General features: G+C 57.8%; 19 protein-coding genes. 4 read left to right on the top strand and 15 right to left on the bottom strand.

Translation table 11 applies throughout. The features are described 5' to 3' along the window. Positions 1-15 precede the first annotated feature (15 nt). The 5 genes from pheS to thrS all read right to left on the bottom strand — a co-directional run bounded on the left by pheS (position 16) and on the right by thrS (position 4255). Positions 16-1032: a phenylalanine--tRNA ligase subunit alpha gene (gene pheS, locus J4E42_RS10370; RefSeq protein ID WP_007905876.1), complete on the bottom strand. Its 1017-nt coding sequence runs from the start codon at positions 1030-1032 to the stop codon at positions 16-18. A 109-nt stretch (positions 1033-1141) separates the two neighbouring features. Further along, entirely contained in the window at positions 1142-1498 is a 357-nt protein-coding gene (gene rplT / locus J4E42_RS10365) for a 50S ribosomal protein L20 (protein WP_007905879.1), read from the bottom strand. 28 nt (positions 1499-1526) lie between these two features. Beyond that, entirely contained in the window at positions 1527-1721 is a 195-nt protein-coding gene (gene rpmI / locus J4E42_RS10360) for a 50S ribosomal protein L35 (protein ID WP_002553160.1), read from the bottom strand. A 60-nt stretch (positions 1722-1781) separates the two neighbouring features. After that, positions 1782-2333, bottom strand: coding sequence for a translation initiation factor IF-3 (gene infC / locus J4E42_RS10355; RefSeq protein WP_172435341.1), 552 nt, complete (start codon positions 2331-2333; stop codon positions 1782-1784). Next, positions 2333-4255 carry a threonine--tRNA ligase gene (gene thrS / locus J4E42_RS10350; RefSeq protein ID WP_008023971.1) on the bottom strand — a complete coding sequence of 641 codons (1923 nt, stop codon included), beginning with the start codon at positions 4253-4255 and terminating at the stop codon, positions 2333-2335. Before thrS ends, infC begins: the two co-directional genes overlap by 1 nt. A 373-nt stretch (positions 4256-4628) precedes the next feature. Between thrS and J4E42_RS10345 the strand changes: the two genes are divergently transcribed. After that, entirely contained in the window at positions 4629-4931 is a 303-nt protein-coding gene (locus J4E42_RS10345; RefSeq protein WP_008037560.1) for a hypothetical protein, read from the top strand. A gap of 292 nt (positions 4932-5223) precedes the next feature. After that, positions 5224-5436 carry a cold-shock protein gene (locus tag J4E42_RS10340; protein ID WP_003179963.1) on the top strand — a complete coding sequence of 71 codons (213 nt, stop codon included), beginning with the start codon at positions 5224-5226 and terminating at the stop codon, positions 5434-5436. A gap of 72 nt (positions 5437-5508) precedes the next feature. Here the strand turns inward: J4E42_RS10340 and J4E42_RS10335 are convergent, their stop codons facing one another. Continuing rightward, the gene (locus J4E42_RS10335; protein WP_008037562.1) at positions 5509-5829 is read right to left on the bottom strand and encodes an I78 family peptidase inhibitor; all 321 of its coding nucleotides are present in this window, start codon (positions 5827-5829) and stop codon (positions 5509-5511) included. A 165-nt stretch (positions 5830-5994) separates the two neighbouring features. Next, on the bottom strand, positions 5995-6300 hold the full coding sequence (locus tag J4E42_RS10330) for a hypothetical protein (protein WP_008023976.1): 306 nt from the start codon (positions 6298-6300) through the stop codon (positions 5995-5997). A 131-nt stretch (positions 6301-6431) separates the two neighbouring features. On the opposite strand from J4E42_RS10330, the gene J4E42_RS10325 reads away from it, so the two are divergent. Next, positions 6432-6644 (top strand): hypothetical protein, encoded by a 213-nt coding sequence (locus J4E42_RS10325; protein ID WP_008023978.1) that lies wholly within the window; start codon positions 6432-6434, stop codon positions 6642-6644. Between the two features lie 31 nt (positions 6645-6675). Here the strand turns inward: J4E42_RS10325 and J4E42_RS10320 are convergent, their stop codons facing one another. From J4E42_RS10320 to J4E42_RS10285, 8 genes are all read right to left on the bottom strand, one after another. Next, positions 6676-7704 carry a nucleoside hydrolase gene (locus J4E42_RS10320; RefSeq protein WP_207285165.1) on the bottom strand — a complete coding sequence of 343 codons (1029 nt, stop codon included), beginning with the start codon at positions 7702-7704 and terminating at the stop codon, positions 6676-6678. Positions 7705-7747: 43 nt separating this feature from the next. Continuing rightward, positions 7748-8152 (bottom strand): D-ribose pyranase, encoded by a 405-nt coding sequence (gene rbsD / locus J4E42_RS10315; RefSeq protein ID WP_207285164.1) that lies wholly within the window; start codon positions 8150-8152, stop codon positions 7748-7750. After that, positions 8149-9066 carry a ribokinase gene (gene rbsK / locus J4E42_RS10310; protein WP_207285163.1) on the bottom strand — a complete coding sequence of 306 codons (918 nt, stop codon included), beginning with the start codon at positions 9064-9066 and terminating at the stop codon, positions 8149-8151. Before rbsK ends, rbsD begins: the two co-directional genes overlap by 4 nt. Positions 9067-9107: 41 nt before the next feature. Beyond that, the gene (locus J4E42_RS10305) at positions 9108-10127 is read right to left on the bottom strand and encodes a LacI family DNA-binding transcriptional regulator (protein WP_207285162.1); all 1020 of its coding nucleotides are present in this window, start codon (positions 10125-10127) and stop codon (positions 9108-9110) included. A gap of 3 nt (positions 10128-10130) precedes the next feature. Next, the gene (locus J4E42_RS10300) at positions 10131-11108 is read right to left on the bottom strand and encodes an ABC transporter permease (protein WP_008028232.1); all 978 of its coding nucleotides are present in this window, start codon (positions 11106-11108) and stop codon (positions 10131-10133) included. After that, on the bottom strand, positions 11105-12658 hold the full coding sequence (locus J4E42_RS10295) for a sugar ABC transporter ATP-binding protein (RefSeq protein ID WP_207285161.1): 1554 nt from the start codon (positions 12656-12658) through the stop codon (positions 11105-11107). The genes J4E42_RS10300 and J4E42_RS10295 overlap by 4 nt, the downstream gene beginning before the upstream one ends. Before the next feature lie 56 nt (positions 12659-12714). Next, positions 12715-13668, bottom strand: a complete 954-nt coding sequence (locus J4E42_RS10290; RefSeq protein ID WP_008028234.1) for a sugar ABC transporter substrate-binding protein — start codon at positions 13666-13668, stop codon at positions 12715-12717. Positions 13669-13854: 186 nt separating this feature from the next. Beyond that, on the bottom strand, positions 13855-14313 hold the full coding sequence (locus tag J4E42_RS10285; protein WP_008037574.1) for a hypothetical protein: 459 nt from the start codon (positions 14311-14313) through the stop codon (positions 13855-13857). A 353-nt stretch (positions 14314-14666) separates the two neighbouring features. On the opposite strand from J4E42_RS10285, the gene J4E42_RS10280 reads away from it, so the two are divergent. After that, the gene (locus J4E42_RS10280) at positions 14667-15755 is read left to right on the top strand and encodes an asparaginase (protein WP_008037575.1); all 1089 of its coding nucleotides are present in this window, start codon (positions 14667-14669) and stop codon (positions 15753-15755) included. Positions 15756-15874 lie beyond the last annotated feature (119 nt).

Genomic DNA, 15874 nt, shown 5'->3' with positions numbered 1-15874 from the left:
AAGAATTCGTTACGACTAGCGAAATTGCGCGAGGAACCGCAAGTCGTTGTCGAAGAACAGACGCAAGTCGTTCACGCCGTAACGCAGCATGGCCAGACGCTCAACGCCCATGCCGAAGGCAAAGCCCGAAAACTCTTCCGGGTCGATCCCGGACATGCGCAGCACGTTCGGGTGAACCATGCCGCAGCCCATCACTTCCAGCCAGCCAGTCTGCTTGCAGACACGGCAGCCTTTGCCGCTGCACATCACGCATTCCATGTCGACTTCAGCGGATGGCTCGGTGAACGGGAAGTACGAAGGACGGAAACGCACGGCCAGTTCTTTTTCGAAGAACACGCGCAGGAATTCTTCGATGGTCCCTTTCAGGTCGGCGAAGTTGATATCGCGATCGACCAGCAGGCCTTCGACCTGGTGGAACATCGGCGAGTGGGTGATATCGGAGTCGCTACGGTACACACGGCCTGGGCAGACGATGCGGATCGGTGGCTGTTTCGATTCCATGGTGCGGACCTGTACCGGCGAGGTATGGGTGCGCAACAACATGTTGGCATTGAAATAGAAGGTGTCATGCATCGACCGGGCCGGGTGATGGCCTGGGATGTTGAGCGCTTCGAAGTTGTGGTAATCGTCTTCGACCTCAGGACCTTCGGCGATGCCGTAGCCAATGTGGGTGAAGAACTGTTCGATACGTTCCAGAGTGCGAGTAACCGGATGCAGACCACCCGAGGTCTGGCCACGGCCAGGCAGGGTCACGTCAATGGACTCGGCAGACAGTTTGGCGGCCAGGTCGGCCTCTTCAAACAGTGCCTTGCGGGCATTGAGAACCTCTGTGACACGCTCCTTGGCAACGTTGATCAGGGCGCCGACTTGCGGACGCTCTTCTGCCGGCAAATTCCCCAGGGTCTTCATCACCTGAGTCAATTCACCCTTTTTGCCAAGGTAGTGAACCCGGATTTGCTCCAGGGCATTGATATCTTCAGCGCTTTGCACAGCCTCTAGTGCTTGAGAGACGAGCGCATCCAGGTTTTCCATGTACAGACTCCAGATACAAAATAGGGGAAGAGCTTGAAGGCTCTTCCCCTATTTATGACGTTTAACACCTGGCCCCACAGAGGTGAGGCCGGGTGACTGTCGGGGGTACTTAAGCCAAGGTGGCTTTAGCTTTCTCGACAATCGCAGCAAACGCCGCTTTTTCGTTCACTGCCAGATCAGCCAGAACCTTACGGTCGATCTCGATGGACGCTTTTTTCAGGCCGGCGATGAAACGGCTGTAGGACAGACCGTTGATACGTGCACCAGCGTTGATACGAGCGATCCACAGAGCGCGGAACTGACGTTTTTTCTGACGACGGTCACGGTAGGCGTATTGGCCTGCCTTGATTACCGCTTGCTTGGCAACACGGAATACGCGCGAGCGAGCGCCGTAGTAGCCTTTAGCAAGTTTCAGAATTTTTTTGTGACGTTTACGGGCAATGACGCCACGCTTTACACGAGCCATGAGTTACTTCCTCTATTCTTGACTAAAATTAACGAAGGCGCAGCATGCGCTCGACTTTTGCCACGTCAGACGGATGCAGCAAGCTGCTACCGCGCAGTTGACGCTTACGCTTGGTCGACATTTTAGTCAGGATGTGGCTCTTGAAAGCGTGCTTGTGCTTGATACCGTTAGCAGTTTTCAGAAACCGCTTAGCAGCACCACTTTTCGTTTTCATTTTTGGCATGTTCGGATACTCCGCATTCAGTTGATAAACATAATCAGAAGGCCTGCCGTGCCCTGTTGATTACTTCTTCTTTTTCGGGGCGATGACCATGATCAGCTGGCGTCCTTCCATCTTAGGATGCTGTTCGACCGAACCGTACTCGAGCAAGTCACCTTCAACTCGCTTGAGGAGTTCCATCCCCAGCTCCTGGTGGGCCATCTCACGGCCGCGGAATCGCAAGGATACCTTGGCCCTGTCCCCATCACTCAGGAAACGTACCAGGTTGCGCAGTTTTACCTGGTAATCCCCTTCCTCCGTCCCTGGACGAAACTTGATTTCTTTAACCTGAATCTGCTTCTGGTTTTTCTTGGCCGCGGCAATCTGCTTCTTCTTCTCGAAGATCGATTTGCCGTAGTCCATCAGTTTGCAAACAGGGGGTACTGCATCGGCGGAAATCTCCACCAAATCCAGCTTGGCCTCTTCAGCCTTAAGAAGCGCGTCTTCAATTGACACAATCCCAAGCTGTTCACCTTCAGCCCCAATTAACCGAACCTCGCGTGCCGAGATATTCTCGTTGATCGGGGCTTTCGGTGCAGCTCGTTTATCTTGTCTCATTTCACGCTTAATAATAATTACTCCGAATCTGGGCGACCACGCCGGGAAACCGCTTGCGCGAGAAACTCAGCGAACTGGGCGACGGGCATCGAGCCCAGGTCAGCACCTTCACGAGTACGCACAGCGACAGTCTGCATCTCGACTTCCCGATCTCCGATAACCAAGAGATAGGGAACCTTGAGCAAAGTATGCTCGCGGATTTTAAAGCCGATCTTTTCATTTCTCAAGTCAGACTTGGCACGAAATCCGCTTTCGTTGAGAGTTTTTTCAACCTCGGCGGCAAAATCGGCCTGTTTGTCAGTGATGTTCATGATCACTGCCTGGGTCGGAGCCAGCCACGCAGGGAATGCACCCTCGTAGTGCTCGATCAGGATTCCGACGAAACGTTCGAAGGATCCAAGGATCGCCCGGTGCAACATCACCGGATGCTTGCGACTGTTGTCTTCGGAGACGTATTCGGCTCCCAGACGGACAGGCAGGTTAAAATCGAGCTGCAGGGTACCACACTGCCAGACGCGACCAAGGCAATCTTTCAGCGAGAACTCGATCTTCGGACCGTAGAACGCACCCTCGCCCGGCTGCAGATCGTACGGCAGGCCAGCGCTATCAAGGGCTGCAGCCAATGCGGCTTCGGCGCGGTCCCACAGCTCGTCGGAACCGACGCGTTTTTCCGGACGAGTGGACAGCTTCATCTCGACATCTTTGAAGCCGAAGTCGGCGTAGACGTCCATGGTCAGCTTGATGAACGCAGCGGATTCGGCCTGCATCTGCTCTTCGGTGCAGAAGATATGGGCGTCGTCCTGAGTGAACGCACGCACACGCATGATGCCGTGCAGCGCACCCGATGGCTCGTTACGGTGGCAGGCACCGAACTCGGCCAGGCGCATCGGCAACTCGCGGTAGCTTTTCAGGCCCTGGTTGAACACTTGCACGTGGCAAGGGCAGTTCATTGGCTTGATGGCGTAGTCGCGGTTTTCCGACTGAGTGGTGAACATGTTGTCGGCGTAGTTGGCCCAGTGCCCGGATTTCTCCCACAGGCTGCGGTCAACGACTTGTGGAGTCTTGATCTCCAGGTAGCCGTTGTCGCGCTGAACCTTACGCATGTACTGCTCGAGTACCTGATACAGCGTCCAGCCGTTCGGGTGCCAGAACACCATGCCCGGCGACTCTTCCTGGGTGTGGAACAGGCCCAGGCGCTTGCCGATCTTGCGGTGATCGCGCTTTTCAGCTTCTTCGATGCGCTGGATGTAAGCCGCCAGCTGCTTCTTGTCCGCCCATGCGGTGCCGTAGACGCGCTGCAATTGCTCGTTCTTGGCATCGCCACGCCAGTAGGCGCCGGACAACTTGGTCAGCTTGAAGGATTTCAGGAAGCGGGTGTTCGGCACGTGCGGACCGCGGCACATGTCGACGTATTCTTCGTGATAGTACAGGCCCATGGCCTGTTCGTTCGGCATGTCCTCGACCAGGCGCAGCTTGTAGTCTTCGCCACGGGCCTTGAACACTTCGATCACTTCGGCGCGCGGAGTGACTTTCTTGATCACGTCGTAATCTTTTTCGATCAGCTGTTGCATGCGCTGTTCGATGGCGGCCAGGTCGTCCGGAGTAAAAGGACGCTCGAAGGCGATGTCGTAATAGAAGCCTTCGTCGATGACCGGGCCGATGACCATTTTGGCGGTCGGATACAGCTGCTTGACCGCATGGCCAACCAGGTGGGCGCAAGAGTGGCGAATGATCTCCAGCCCCTCTTCATCCTTTGGCGTAATGATTTGCAGCGTAGCGTCGGCGCTGATGATGTCGCTGGCGTCGACCAGCTTGCCATCGACCTTGCCGGCCACGGTGGCCTTGGCCAGACCTGCACCAATGGATGCGGCGACCTCGGCTACGGAAACCGGGTGATCGAATGAACGTTGACTGCCGTCGGGAAGAGTAATAGTTGGCATGGCGCCTCCTCTCCTAGTGGTGACCCCTACCAAAGGTCACGTGGGTTGGGATGAGCCAGTACAAGATCCGGTCCAGGCCATTCAATGACGAACGCCTGCCTTACAGCGGCAGGAGCCTTGCGGCCAACCGGAAAACCGAACCAGAGTGACTGGGATTCAAATCAGGGTTATTCGAACATCTGCCGCCACCGAGACTGAAGGTCTGCGGAGCTTGCAAATACCCGAGCCAGGCATGCTAGCACAGATGAACGGTCGTCGCGGTGCCGAGGTTTTCTGCTGGGGCAAATCAGTCCTTTTTATGCCAGAGTGCTGAACTTGACCCCCGCTTTACCCCTCAGATAACAAGACATTGACCCACAAGGAGCATCCCAGCATGCGTCTGAATCGTTTGTTCGCAGTAGTCGCCCCCATCGTCCTGTTGCTGCCGTTGGCCGCCCATGCCGATTGGCCGAAGGGCGAGCGCGAGAAATACATGGCTCAGTGCACCGAAGCGGCCACCCCTCAGATCGGCGCTGCGGCTGCAAAAGCCCACTGCGCTTGTGGTGCCGATGCAATCAAGTCATACCCGGCCAGCGACATTCAGTCGTTGATGGACAACCAGGCCAGTGACGCCCTGAAACAACAGGCCCTGACCCAGATTTCCAAGTGCAAGGCCAATAATCCGCAGAAAAAATAAGCCCGACAAGGCGTCAAAAAAGGGTTTGGTGCCGGCAAAAGGCATCTGAAAACCGCCTTTTTCGACAATTTATGCAGGTTTTACAGGTTTTTTTATCGTCTTTACTTTCGGCTGAAAGCCTTTTAAATCGGGGCTTTCAGCCACATCAGGCAACAAAGAAAGCGCGACTGTAGGGCAAACAGCACGTCCGGGGGGCTCCCAAAGCGAACATTTCGACTATGATACCCCGGTGTGCCCAGTTGGCCTGAGCAGCACAGTACTACTGAAAATATATGTTTCTTGGAGATACACCATGTCTAATCGCCAAACCGGCACCGTTAAATGGTTCAACGATGAAAAAGGCTTCGGCTTCATCACTCCTCAAGGTGGCGGTGACGACCTGTTCGTACACTTCAAAGCTATCGAAAGCGACGGTTTCAAAAGCCTGAAAGAAGGCCAGACTGTTTCCTTCGTGGCTGAGAAAGGCCAAAAGGGTATGCAAGCTGCTCAAGTTCGCCCAGAGTAATTTCTCGGCGCACTAAAAAAACCCCGTCCATGTGACGGGGTTTTTTATGGGTGAAGCAAAAGCCGGACGCTATCAGCCGCAGTTGATGCGCGTGATCACCAGGTTGGCATCGGTGTTCAGGTTCAAGCGGTCGGAGCGGTACTCCAGCGTCACCATATCGTCAGGCTTGAGGATACGGGCATTCTGCGCGCCTGCTCGAACACGCGCCTGCTCCAGCAGCGCGGGCGAAGCCTTTTTGCCAATGGTGAATTCGGCAGCCTTTGCTTCGCATCGACTGTGGCCGGTATCCGTCGTCGTGACAGGGTCTGTTGCCGATTCGGTAGATGTGCTGCTGCAACCTGCCAGCAGACTAGCGGCCAACAAAGTACCCAATGACGCGAGCTTCCAAGGCATGAAGCCTCCTTTTTTCAATAGTTAAGCTGAGATCGTGCGACCGCCAATCTGGCGTTTGGTTTCACAGGCAGCGCCAGCGCCCTGCCCTCGCCCCGGACAAGCGGCGAGTTTGCCTGAGCACTCCCGGTCATTCACCCCGCAATCGTGACTGAATATGACCTGCGCTCAATAAATATCGATGTAATCGAATGGTGGTGATGGCCAGTTCTCTTTCAGCGCATTGAAAATCTGCATGACCCACACCTCGTCACTGGCCGCGACCAATCCCACATACCCCGAGCCCTTGGCCCACGTCTCCAGACGAAACAGCAGCCCGCCGATGTCCGTGCCGCCCACGACACCCGATGAAATGTAAGCGATGCCGCCCTTGGTCACCCGCAATTGGGTGTGCTCATCATCACTGGCAGAGGCCAGCAGCTGGCGCACTGCCTCAAGGGTCAAGCCGTCAGGAGAGTTCAAATCAATCTGCACAGCACGGTCCTTGAAAAATCATCAAAACCCAAGTGTCGCATAGCCTTTCCCTCATGCCTAAGTCGGAGTGCCAAACACTCTGCAAAATGCTTAACTCACCCCCAGACTTTCCCGAATTCACGAGCGCCAACATGACCACCGTAAGCATCGACGCCGACATCAAAGCCAAGTGGCCGCAAGGCCACAGCTCTTACAGCCCGGGCAGTCCGGAAGAGCTGGCAATCATTGGTATCGATCTATTGGTCAAGGAGCTGGGGACTGAAGCGGCGCAAACCTTCATCGCGCAGGTATTCGAGAAGTACCCGGCCGACTACAAGGGCGCTGAATACAACGAAAGGGAGTAACCCCGCAGGCTGGCACCTGCGGGTGTGCAACTTACTTCAGACGAGCCAGACGCTGGGTCAGCAGGTCGAAGAAACCCTGGGCATCACCGCTTTCGACCCAGAAAGCGTTTTTCGGCGCTTTCAGGCCGTCATACCAGTCAACGATGGTTTGACCGAAGGTCGGGCCTTCGCGGCTATCAACCACCACATTGACCGAACGGCCAGTAAACAGCTCCGGCTTGAGCAGGTAGGCAATGACCGTCGCGTCATGCACCGGGCCACCCGGAAGGCCGTAGTGCTCCATGTCGCCCTTAACGTACTCGTTGAGAATATCGCCCACCAGCTTGCTGGCATTGTTGTTCAGTGCGGCGATCTGCTTCAGGCGCGCTTCGCTGGTGAGGATCTTGTGGGTCACGTCCAATGGCAGATAGGTCAGTTTGACGCCACTTTTCAGCACCACTTCGGCAGCCTGCGGGTCGGCGAACAGGTTGAACTCGGCCACCGGGGTGATGTTGCCACCGTTGAAGTGAGCACCACCCATGATCACCACTTCCTTGATGCCCTGAACGATTTCGGGCTCCTGGATCAGCGCCAGCGCCAGGTTGGTCTGTGGACCGAGCATAGCGATGGTGATGCTGTGGGGCTTGGCGGTTTTCAAGGTGTCGATCAGGTAATTGACTGCATTACCCTTTGCCAAACCTTGCTTCGGCTCATGCACGGTGACGCCAGACAGGCCTTCCTTACCATGAATGTTCTCGGCATAAATCGGCGTACGCATCAGCGGTTTCGGCGCACCGGCATAAACCGGCACATCCTCGCGCCCCGCCCACTCGCGGGCAAGCCGGGCATTACGCGAGGTCTTGTCCAGACGTACGTTGCCGGCGACGGTGGTCAACGCGCGGATGTTCAGTTCTTCTGGTGACGCCAGCGCAAACAGCAAAGCGACCACGTCGTCGGCACCCGGGTCGGTGTCGATGATCAAGTCGATCTTTTCCGCCGCCTGGGCGCTTGTTGCGGTAATCAGGGACAAAAGCAGCAGACTCTGGAGCAGATGGTGCAGTTTCTGAGCATAGCGGTACATAGCGCACTCCTTGTGCGTGGAAAAGCAGACAGACGAAAACGAATCAGAACGTGACCCCGGCCACCAGCACGACGTTGCAGTACGGCTGACATTCGCCTGTACGAACAATCGCCCGCGCCTGTCGGCTCAGGACTTTGAATTGGTCATGACTGAGCAGCTCACGCCGGCCCAGCGAACCTTCGGCATTCAACTCATCCAGCGTCACCAGCGCCGACGGCTGTTTGTCCATAATTTCCAGGGCCAAGACGTGGCTTTCGACCTGCATTTCGCTGAGCACAACCTTCAACGTGCTGATGAAATCCGGAACGCCGTGGGTCAAGGCCAGGTCGATCAGCTCGACACCCGGCGGAACCGGCAGGCCGGCATCGCCAATCACGACCATGTCGCCATGCCCCAGGGAAGCGATCAGTCGCGACAGCGCGATGTTGAGCAACGGTGTTTTTTTCATGGTGCTTTAAAGGCCTGTACGTCGGACAAAGTGGGGATCGAGGGTTGCGCGCCGGCACGGGTCACTGACAGCGCCGCAGCGACCTGGCCGAAACGGATCGCTTGCGCCTCGTTTTTGCCGGCGGCCAGTGCGGCAGCAAAACCGCCGACAAAGGTATCGCCCGCCGCCGTGGTATCGACCGCCTTTACCTTCGGCGCCGGAAAGTGTTCGAAGCTTTTGCCATTGGCAAACAGCGAGCCTTGGGCACCGAGGGTGATGATCACCTTGCCGGCCCCCATGGCGATCAATCGGGTCGCCGCGACTTCGGCGGTTTCCAGTGAATCCACCAGCAAACCGCTAAGGGCCGAGGCCTCGCTCTCGTTAGGGATCAGATAGTCGATGGCCGCATACCAGTCTGCCGGCAACGGTCGGCTGGCGGGCGCCGGGTTGAGAATCACGGTTTTACCCAGTTCACGACCGCGCTTGAGCGCATGACCGACCGTGGCATCCGGCACTTCGAGCTGACAGATGATCACATCCGCTGCCTGCAACACCGCATCGAAGCGGTCAATCACTGCCGGCGTCAGTGCACCGTTGGCACCGGCGACAATCACGATCGCGTTCTGGCTGTTGTCATCGACCACGATCAACGCCACACCGCTGGCACCATCGACGGTGCTGACCGCCTGACAATCGATACGGTCGGCCAACAGCGCTCCGCGCAGTTCCTCGCCATAGGCGTCGCTGCCCACACAACCGACCATCGACACCTGCGCCCCCAGTCGCGCCGCAGCAACCGCCTGATTGGCACCCTTGCCACCGGAGACCGTGGCAAACGACTCACCAATCAGCGTTTCACCGCCACGGGGCAACCGTGACGCGCGGGTCACCAGGTCCATGTTCAGGCTGCCTATCACCACTACTTTTGCTGGCATACATCACTACTCATAAATGCAATTTCAACGGTGCTTTCTGTTTAACGGAAGTGGGCAAACACACCGGCCAGCGGCGCAGTCGATTCGCGCAGGACAATACTGGGCGTCACGATCCGTTGATCGGTGGCCATGGCCGGTGTGGCGATCCTGCGCAACAGCACTTCAGCCGCCATCTCGCCGAGCTGCAGGATCGACTGCCCCACGGTGGTCAGCGCCGGGTAGACATAACGGCTCATCTGGATATCGTCGAAGCCAATCACCGACAGCTCGCTAGGCACACGAATATTGCGCTCGGCGGCGGCGCGCAACACGCCGATGCCGATCATGTCGTTACCGGCGAAGATAGCGCTGGGCGGATTGTTGTCCAGGAGGATCGCAGCCGCGCTGTAACCGCCGGTACTGGTGAAGTCGCTTTCCAGTATGCGTTCGCGAGGCACTTCGACGCCCGCCTCTTTCAAGGCACGGCAATAACCTGCCAGACGCATCTGCGCGACGCTGGTACTGGCCGGCCCGCCAATGGTGGCGATGTCCCGATGCCCCAATTCCAGAAGATGGCGGGTCGCCAGATAAGCGCCGTACTCGTGATCGATGCGCACCAGGTCCGCATCAACCCCTTCCAGCCCACGGTCGACAATCACCATCGGCGTGCGCACGCCCGCCAGACCTTCTGCCAGCACCGCATCCCCACCAGCCGACGCCACGATCAGCCCGTCAATGCGCTTTTCCAGCAACACGCGCAGGTAGCTGCGTTGCTTGTCCGGGTTGTCATCGGAATTGCAGAGGATCACGCAATAGCCATTACGCTCGCAGTAATCCTCGATGCCGCGCGCCAGTTCGGCGAAGTATGGGTTGAGGCTGTTGGGCACCAGCAGACCGATGGTCGCAGTGGTCTTGGCTTTTAATGAGCGGGCCACGGCGCTGGGCACGTAGTCGAGACTTTTGATTGCCGCTTCGACCTTGATCCGCACTTCTTCGCTGACGGGCCGGGTCTTGTTCACCACATGGGAAACCGTGGTGTAGGAAATCCCCGCGAGCGCTGCCACATCCTTGATTGTTGCCATGACTCAGGTCCGCCGGCTTGCGCGCTGACTGCGATAGGTATCAAGCACCACCGCCACCACGATGACCGCGCCGGTGATGATGCGTTTGGTCGGCTCGGTTGCGCCGATCTGCGCCAGACCGGCCGCCAGTACCGAGATGATCAACACCCCGAAAAACGTGCTGATGACCGAACCGCGCCCACCCATCAGGCTGGTGCCGCCAATCACCACCGCGGCGATCACTTGCAGTTCCAGGCCGGAGCCGGCATTCGGGTCCGCCGCCTCCAGGCGGGAAATCTGGAACAGCGCGGCGATACCGGCCAGCAGCCCCATCAGACTGAACACCAGAATCTTGTAGGGTTTCGGATTGATCCCTGCCAGACGCACGGCTTCTTCGTTGGTGCCGATACCGATCAGGTAGCGCCCGAACACCGTGCGGGTCAACACGGCCTGGGCAATGAAGATGATAAGCAAGGCAATGATGAACGACGGCGAAATGCCAAAGGCGATCGGGTTGGACAGCCAGGCAAAGGCATCACCGATATAGGCGGTGCGCGAGCCGGTCATCTGATACGCCACACCACGCGCCATTTCCAGCACGCCGAGGGAGACGATGAACGAAGGAATCCGCCACGCCACGGTGATCGAACCGGTGATCGTCCCTGCCAATGCGGCCGCCGCCATACCGAGCAATGCTGCCGGCAATACGCTCCAGCCCCAGCCGAGAATCGCCACGCTGACCGTCGACGCCGCGAGTGCCAGCACCGAGCCCACCGACAGGTCGATGCCGCCGATGATCAACACGAACGTCATGCCGACCGCCAGCACCATCAAGTCCGGAATCTGGTTGGCCAGGGTGCTGAACGTGTCGTAAGACAGAAAATGGCTGCTCAGGACCGAGAACAGCGCGACCATCGCCAGCAAGGCACCGGCCAGGCCCAGATAGGTGCCGAGGCCGTAAAAATTGCCACTACGTTTACCGGCAGATGTTGCAGTTTTCATGGAAGATCCCTAGGCGCTGCTTCGTTGAGCAGCGCATCACGTTTTTGATAGCCGGCAAAAGCAGCGGCAAGCAAGTCATCCTGGGTCCAGCTGTCGCGCTCGAATGTCTCGATCAGGCGCCCCGCCGACAGCACGCCGATGCGGTCGCAGATCAGCATCAATTCGCGCAGGTCGCTGGACACCACCACCAGCGCCTTGCCCTGACGAGTCAGCTCACCGAGCAGTGCATAGATGTCGAATTTGGCGCCGACGTCGATGCCGCGAGTCGGCTCGTCGAACAGCAACACCGAACAATCGCGTTCCAGCCAACGGCCGATCACGACTTTCTGCTGATTGCCGCCGGACAACTCCGAGACCAATTGCGTCGGGCTGGAACTGCGGATGCGCATGGCGTCGATCTGACGCTGGGCCAACGACATCTCGTCACCGTTGTTGACGAAACCGCCGCGGGAAATCTCCGGCATGTTACCCAGGGCAATATTCGCGCTGATCGATTGCGTCAGCAGCAAGCCCTCACCCTTGCGGTCTTCGGTGATCAGGGCAATGCCATGACCGACCGCGTCCGCCGGCGAACGAATGCTCACGACCTGTGCCGGCGAACCCAGCGCAACCGTGCCGCTGTCCGCTGTGTCGGCGCCGAAGATCAGGCGTAGCAACTCGGTGCGCCCTGCCCCGATCAAACCGGAGATCCCGTAGATCTCGCCGGAGCGCACTTCAAAGGAGACGTCGCGCACTTTGTCGGAGCGGGTCAGCCCCTTGACCGTCAACGCCGGCGCGCCGATGTTGCGCGGGCCCATGTCGATGTGTTCACCGAGCTCACGGCCAACCATCAAGGTCACCAATTGCTCACTGTTGTAGTTGGCCATCGGCTCGACGCAAACCAGATTGCCGTCGCGTAACACCGCAATGCGCTGAGCCACCCGCGCCAGCTCTTCGAGGCGATGGGAGATATAGATGATCGACACGCCACGAGCCTGCAGGCGCGTGATTTGCTCGAACAGCATTTCGACTTCACGGGCCGTCAGCATCGCGGTCGGTTCGTCGAGGATCAGCACATGGCAATCGCCGATCAGGTTGCGGGCGATCTCGACCATTTGCTGGTGACCGATGCCCAGTTCGCCGACGAGGGTGTCCGGGTCGATCGCATCGAGCCCGACCTGTGCCATGGCTTCGATCGCGGCCTTGCGCAATTGCTTGCGACTGATCCAGCCGCCGTTGCTGGGCAGGTTATCGAGAAACAGGTTTTCCGCCACCGACAGGGTCGGCAACAGATTGAGTTCCTGCATGACCATGCGAATACCCAGTTCTTCAGCCTGGGTACGGCTGCCGGGGCGGTAATCCTGCCCCTGGAATTGCATCTGGCCGGTGGTCGGCGCGACCAATCCACCAATGATCTTCGACAGCGTGCTTTTGCCGGCGCCGTTCTCGCCGGTCAGCGCCAACACTTCGCCGCGTATCAGCGTCAGGTCGATACCGGTGAGGACAGGCTGCGCGTAGGTCTTGCCGATACCGCTGACCGAGAGGACAGCGTTCGGAGCGCAAACAGACATAAAAACTCTCCATGCGCTCGCCCGGACGGGCGAGCACCGTTGTGTCGCCAGAAGGACTACTTGGTAACCAGCTCTACCGGAGTTTCGATTACGCCGTTGGTGCCGCTGTCGACTTTCTCACCCTTGACGATCTTCAGCGCCGTCTCGATGCCGAACACGGCTTGCCTGGCAGCGAACTGGTCAGCGGTGGCCAGGACACGGCCATCCTTGAGCATCGGCTTGATGGCGTTGATGTTGTCGTAGCCGACCACTTGCACCTTGCCGGCCTTGCCCGCGGCACGCACGGCAGACACTGCGCCGACAGCCATGCTGTCGTTGCCGGCCAGCAGGGCTTTGACTTGCGGGTATTCGCTGAGGATCGACGCGGCGACCTTGTTGCCTTTATCGATTTCCCAATCACCGGATTGCAGGGACACGACCTTGATCTGCGCCGCTTCCATCGCATCCTTGAAACCTGCAGTGCGAGCCTGGGCGTTGGTGGTGGTGGACACACCTTCGATGATGCCGACTTCGTCACCGGCCTTCAGCTGCTTGGCCAGGTACTCACCCACCAGACGCGCACCCTTGCGGTTGTCGGGACCTACGAACGGAACATTGATGTTTTTGCTTTTGACGACCGCTGGATCCAGCTGGTTATCGATGTTGACCACGGTGATGCCGGCATCGATGGCTTTCTTGATCACCGGGACCATGGCCTTCGAGTCAGCAGGTGCGATCACCAGTGCATTGACCTTGGCCAGAATCATTTGCTCGACGATACGTGTCTGGCCCGCAGTGTCCGTTTCGTCCTTGATGCCGTTGGAGATCAGGTCGAAATCGGCGGAGTGATCTTTCTGGTAGGCCTTGGCGCCGTCTTCCATGGTCAGGAAGAATTCGTTGGCCAGAGATTTCATGACCAGTGCGACTTTGGGTTTTTCAGTGTCGGCGAAGGCCGAGGAGACAGGCAACGCGGCGGATGCGGCAGCCAGCATAGCGACAGCGAGAAGACGTCCAGCGAATGGCAGCTTCATGGGTTCACTCCGATCTTATGATTATTCTGAGCAACGCTTGCGCTGGCATAAGTTTCACCGCGTAAACCGATGGAACAAGCCATCGGCAGTGCCGCGCAAACGTTTGCGTAGACCGAACTATGCGAACCCTGCCGCTATTTGTCAACGGCCGAAAAACACGGTTTGTGCTTGCGGTAACAAAACCGCTTATGCCGTGGTGCTGATCACACCGCCCGAGCCGGAGCTCTTGGCCAGTTCCTTGACCAGATTGCCTGTGACTTCCGCCAGCGCCCCGCTGGTGTTGGCAATTTGCCCCTGAATCGACATGACGACATCGGTCTTGGCTTCCGGTGTCGGGTAATTAGCCACTTGAGCCGCCGCCAATTGTTGCTGTTGTTCGCGCAGTTGCTGCTGCAGCTCCTGCATACGCTTGAGCAACATCTTCACCACGACGCTTTGGTCGCTGCCGCTTTCGCTATCGCTTTCCGTTTTCGTTTCGATCACCGCGCCGCCGGTCCGGACCTTGGTGGCGCCACCCTCCTCCTCGGTACCCAACGCCAGTGTCGAAGCCTCGGAAGTTGATTCGCTCAAGGCTTTGATCGTTGCGGTGGATTTGCCACCGATGGTGATTGCGCCTGCATTGGGAAAGCCTATCGAAAACGACATGTGAACTCCTGAAAAAAAAAGATCCCTCAGAGAGGCATCGACCTGCGCGCAGGTTTCTTTAGCAATGATTTGCCGTCTGGCAAGAAGACCTGTTCAACAGAAGCCGTAGCCCTTTTCGGAGAGCCGAACGCAAATAACAAACATATTCGGAAAACCGGACAACAGGGCGTTTAAACCTCGCTCAACACAGTCCGAATAATTGATACAAATCATTGGGTTAAAGCTATTTTTTATTTCCAGACATGACTGGTACAGATCCTGCTCCCTCTCATTCACCCCAGACATTCAGATCTGTCCGGGGCGCATCTAGATGAACCTGCATCCGCACCGTCTCACTACTAGAGAGAAAAATAATGACATCTGCTTTCAAGACTTTTGTTCCGGGCGCCTTGGCCCTCCTGCTACTCCTTCCGACAGCCCTTCAGGCGAAAGAAGTCGAAACCAAACAGAAACTGGCGAACGTGGTGATCCTGGCCACCGGCGGCACCATTGCCGGCGCGGGCGCCAGCGCCGCCAACAGCGCGACGTATCAAGCGGCGAAAGTCGGCATCGAACAGTTGATCGCCGGCGTTCCAGAACTGAGCCAATTGGCCAATGTTCGCGGCGAACAGGTCATGCAGATCGCCTCCGAAAGCATTACCAACGACAACCTGCTGCAACTGGGTCGCCGCGTGGCCGAACTGGCTGACAGCAAAGACGTCGATGGCATCGTCATCACCCACGGCACCGACACCCTGGAAGAAACTGCCTACTTCCTGAACCTGGTGGAAAAAACCGACAAGCCGATCATCGTCGTGGGCTCCATGCGCCCAGGCACCGCGATGTCCGCAGACGGCATGCTGAACCTGTACAACGCTGTGGCCGTAGCCGGCAGCAAAGACGCGCGCGGCAAAGGCGTACTGGTGACCATGAACGATGAAATCCAGTCGGGTCGCGACGTCAGCAAGATGATCAACATCAAGACCGAGGCGTTTAAAAGTGCCTGGGGTCCTCTCGGCATGGTGGTCGAAGGCAAATCCTACTGGTTCCGCCTGCCGGCCAAGCGCCACACCATGGACTCGGAGTTCGACATCAAGAACATCAAGAGCCTGCCTGACGTCGAAATCGCCTATTCCTACGGCAACGTGAGTGATACCGCCTACAAAGCGCTGGCTCAATCCGGCGCCAAAGCCATCATCCACGCGGGCACCGGCAACGGTTCGGTGTCTTCGCGCGTGGTTCCAGCCCTGCAAGCCCTGCGCAAGGATGGCGTGCAAATAATTCGCTCCTCCCACGTCAACGCCGGTGGCTTCGTATTGCGTAACGCCGAACAACCTGACGACAAGTACGACTGGGTTGTGGCCCATGACCTGAACCCACAGAAGGCTCGCATCCTGGCCATGGTCGCGCTGACCAAGACCAATGACAGCAAAGAGCTGCAACGGATGTTCTGGGAATACTGATTCGCCCTCGCCCGACCGGTTCCGGTCGGGCACCGCTTTCACCACTCGCCGGTCGTGGCGAGTGGTCTCTTGTCTGATAAAAAAATCTCCTTCGTCCTACACCAATCGGGAAAAACTGC

This window comes from Pseudomonas sp. FW300-N2A2, assembly GCF_017351735.1.
In the GTDB taxonomy this organism is placed as follows: Bacteria; Pseudomonadota; Gammaproteobacteria; order Pseudomonadales; family Pseudomonadaceae; genus Aquipseudomonas; species Aquipseudomonas migulae.
The sequence above is the reverse complement of the archived record's forward strand: the minus strand, read 5'-3'. Positions and strand labels throughout refer to the sequence as shown.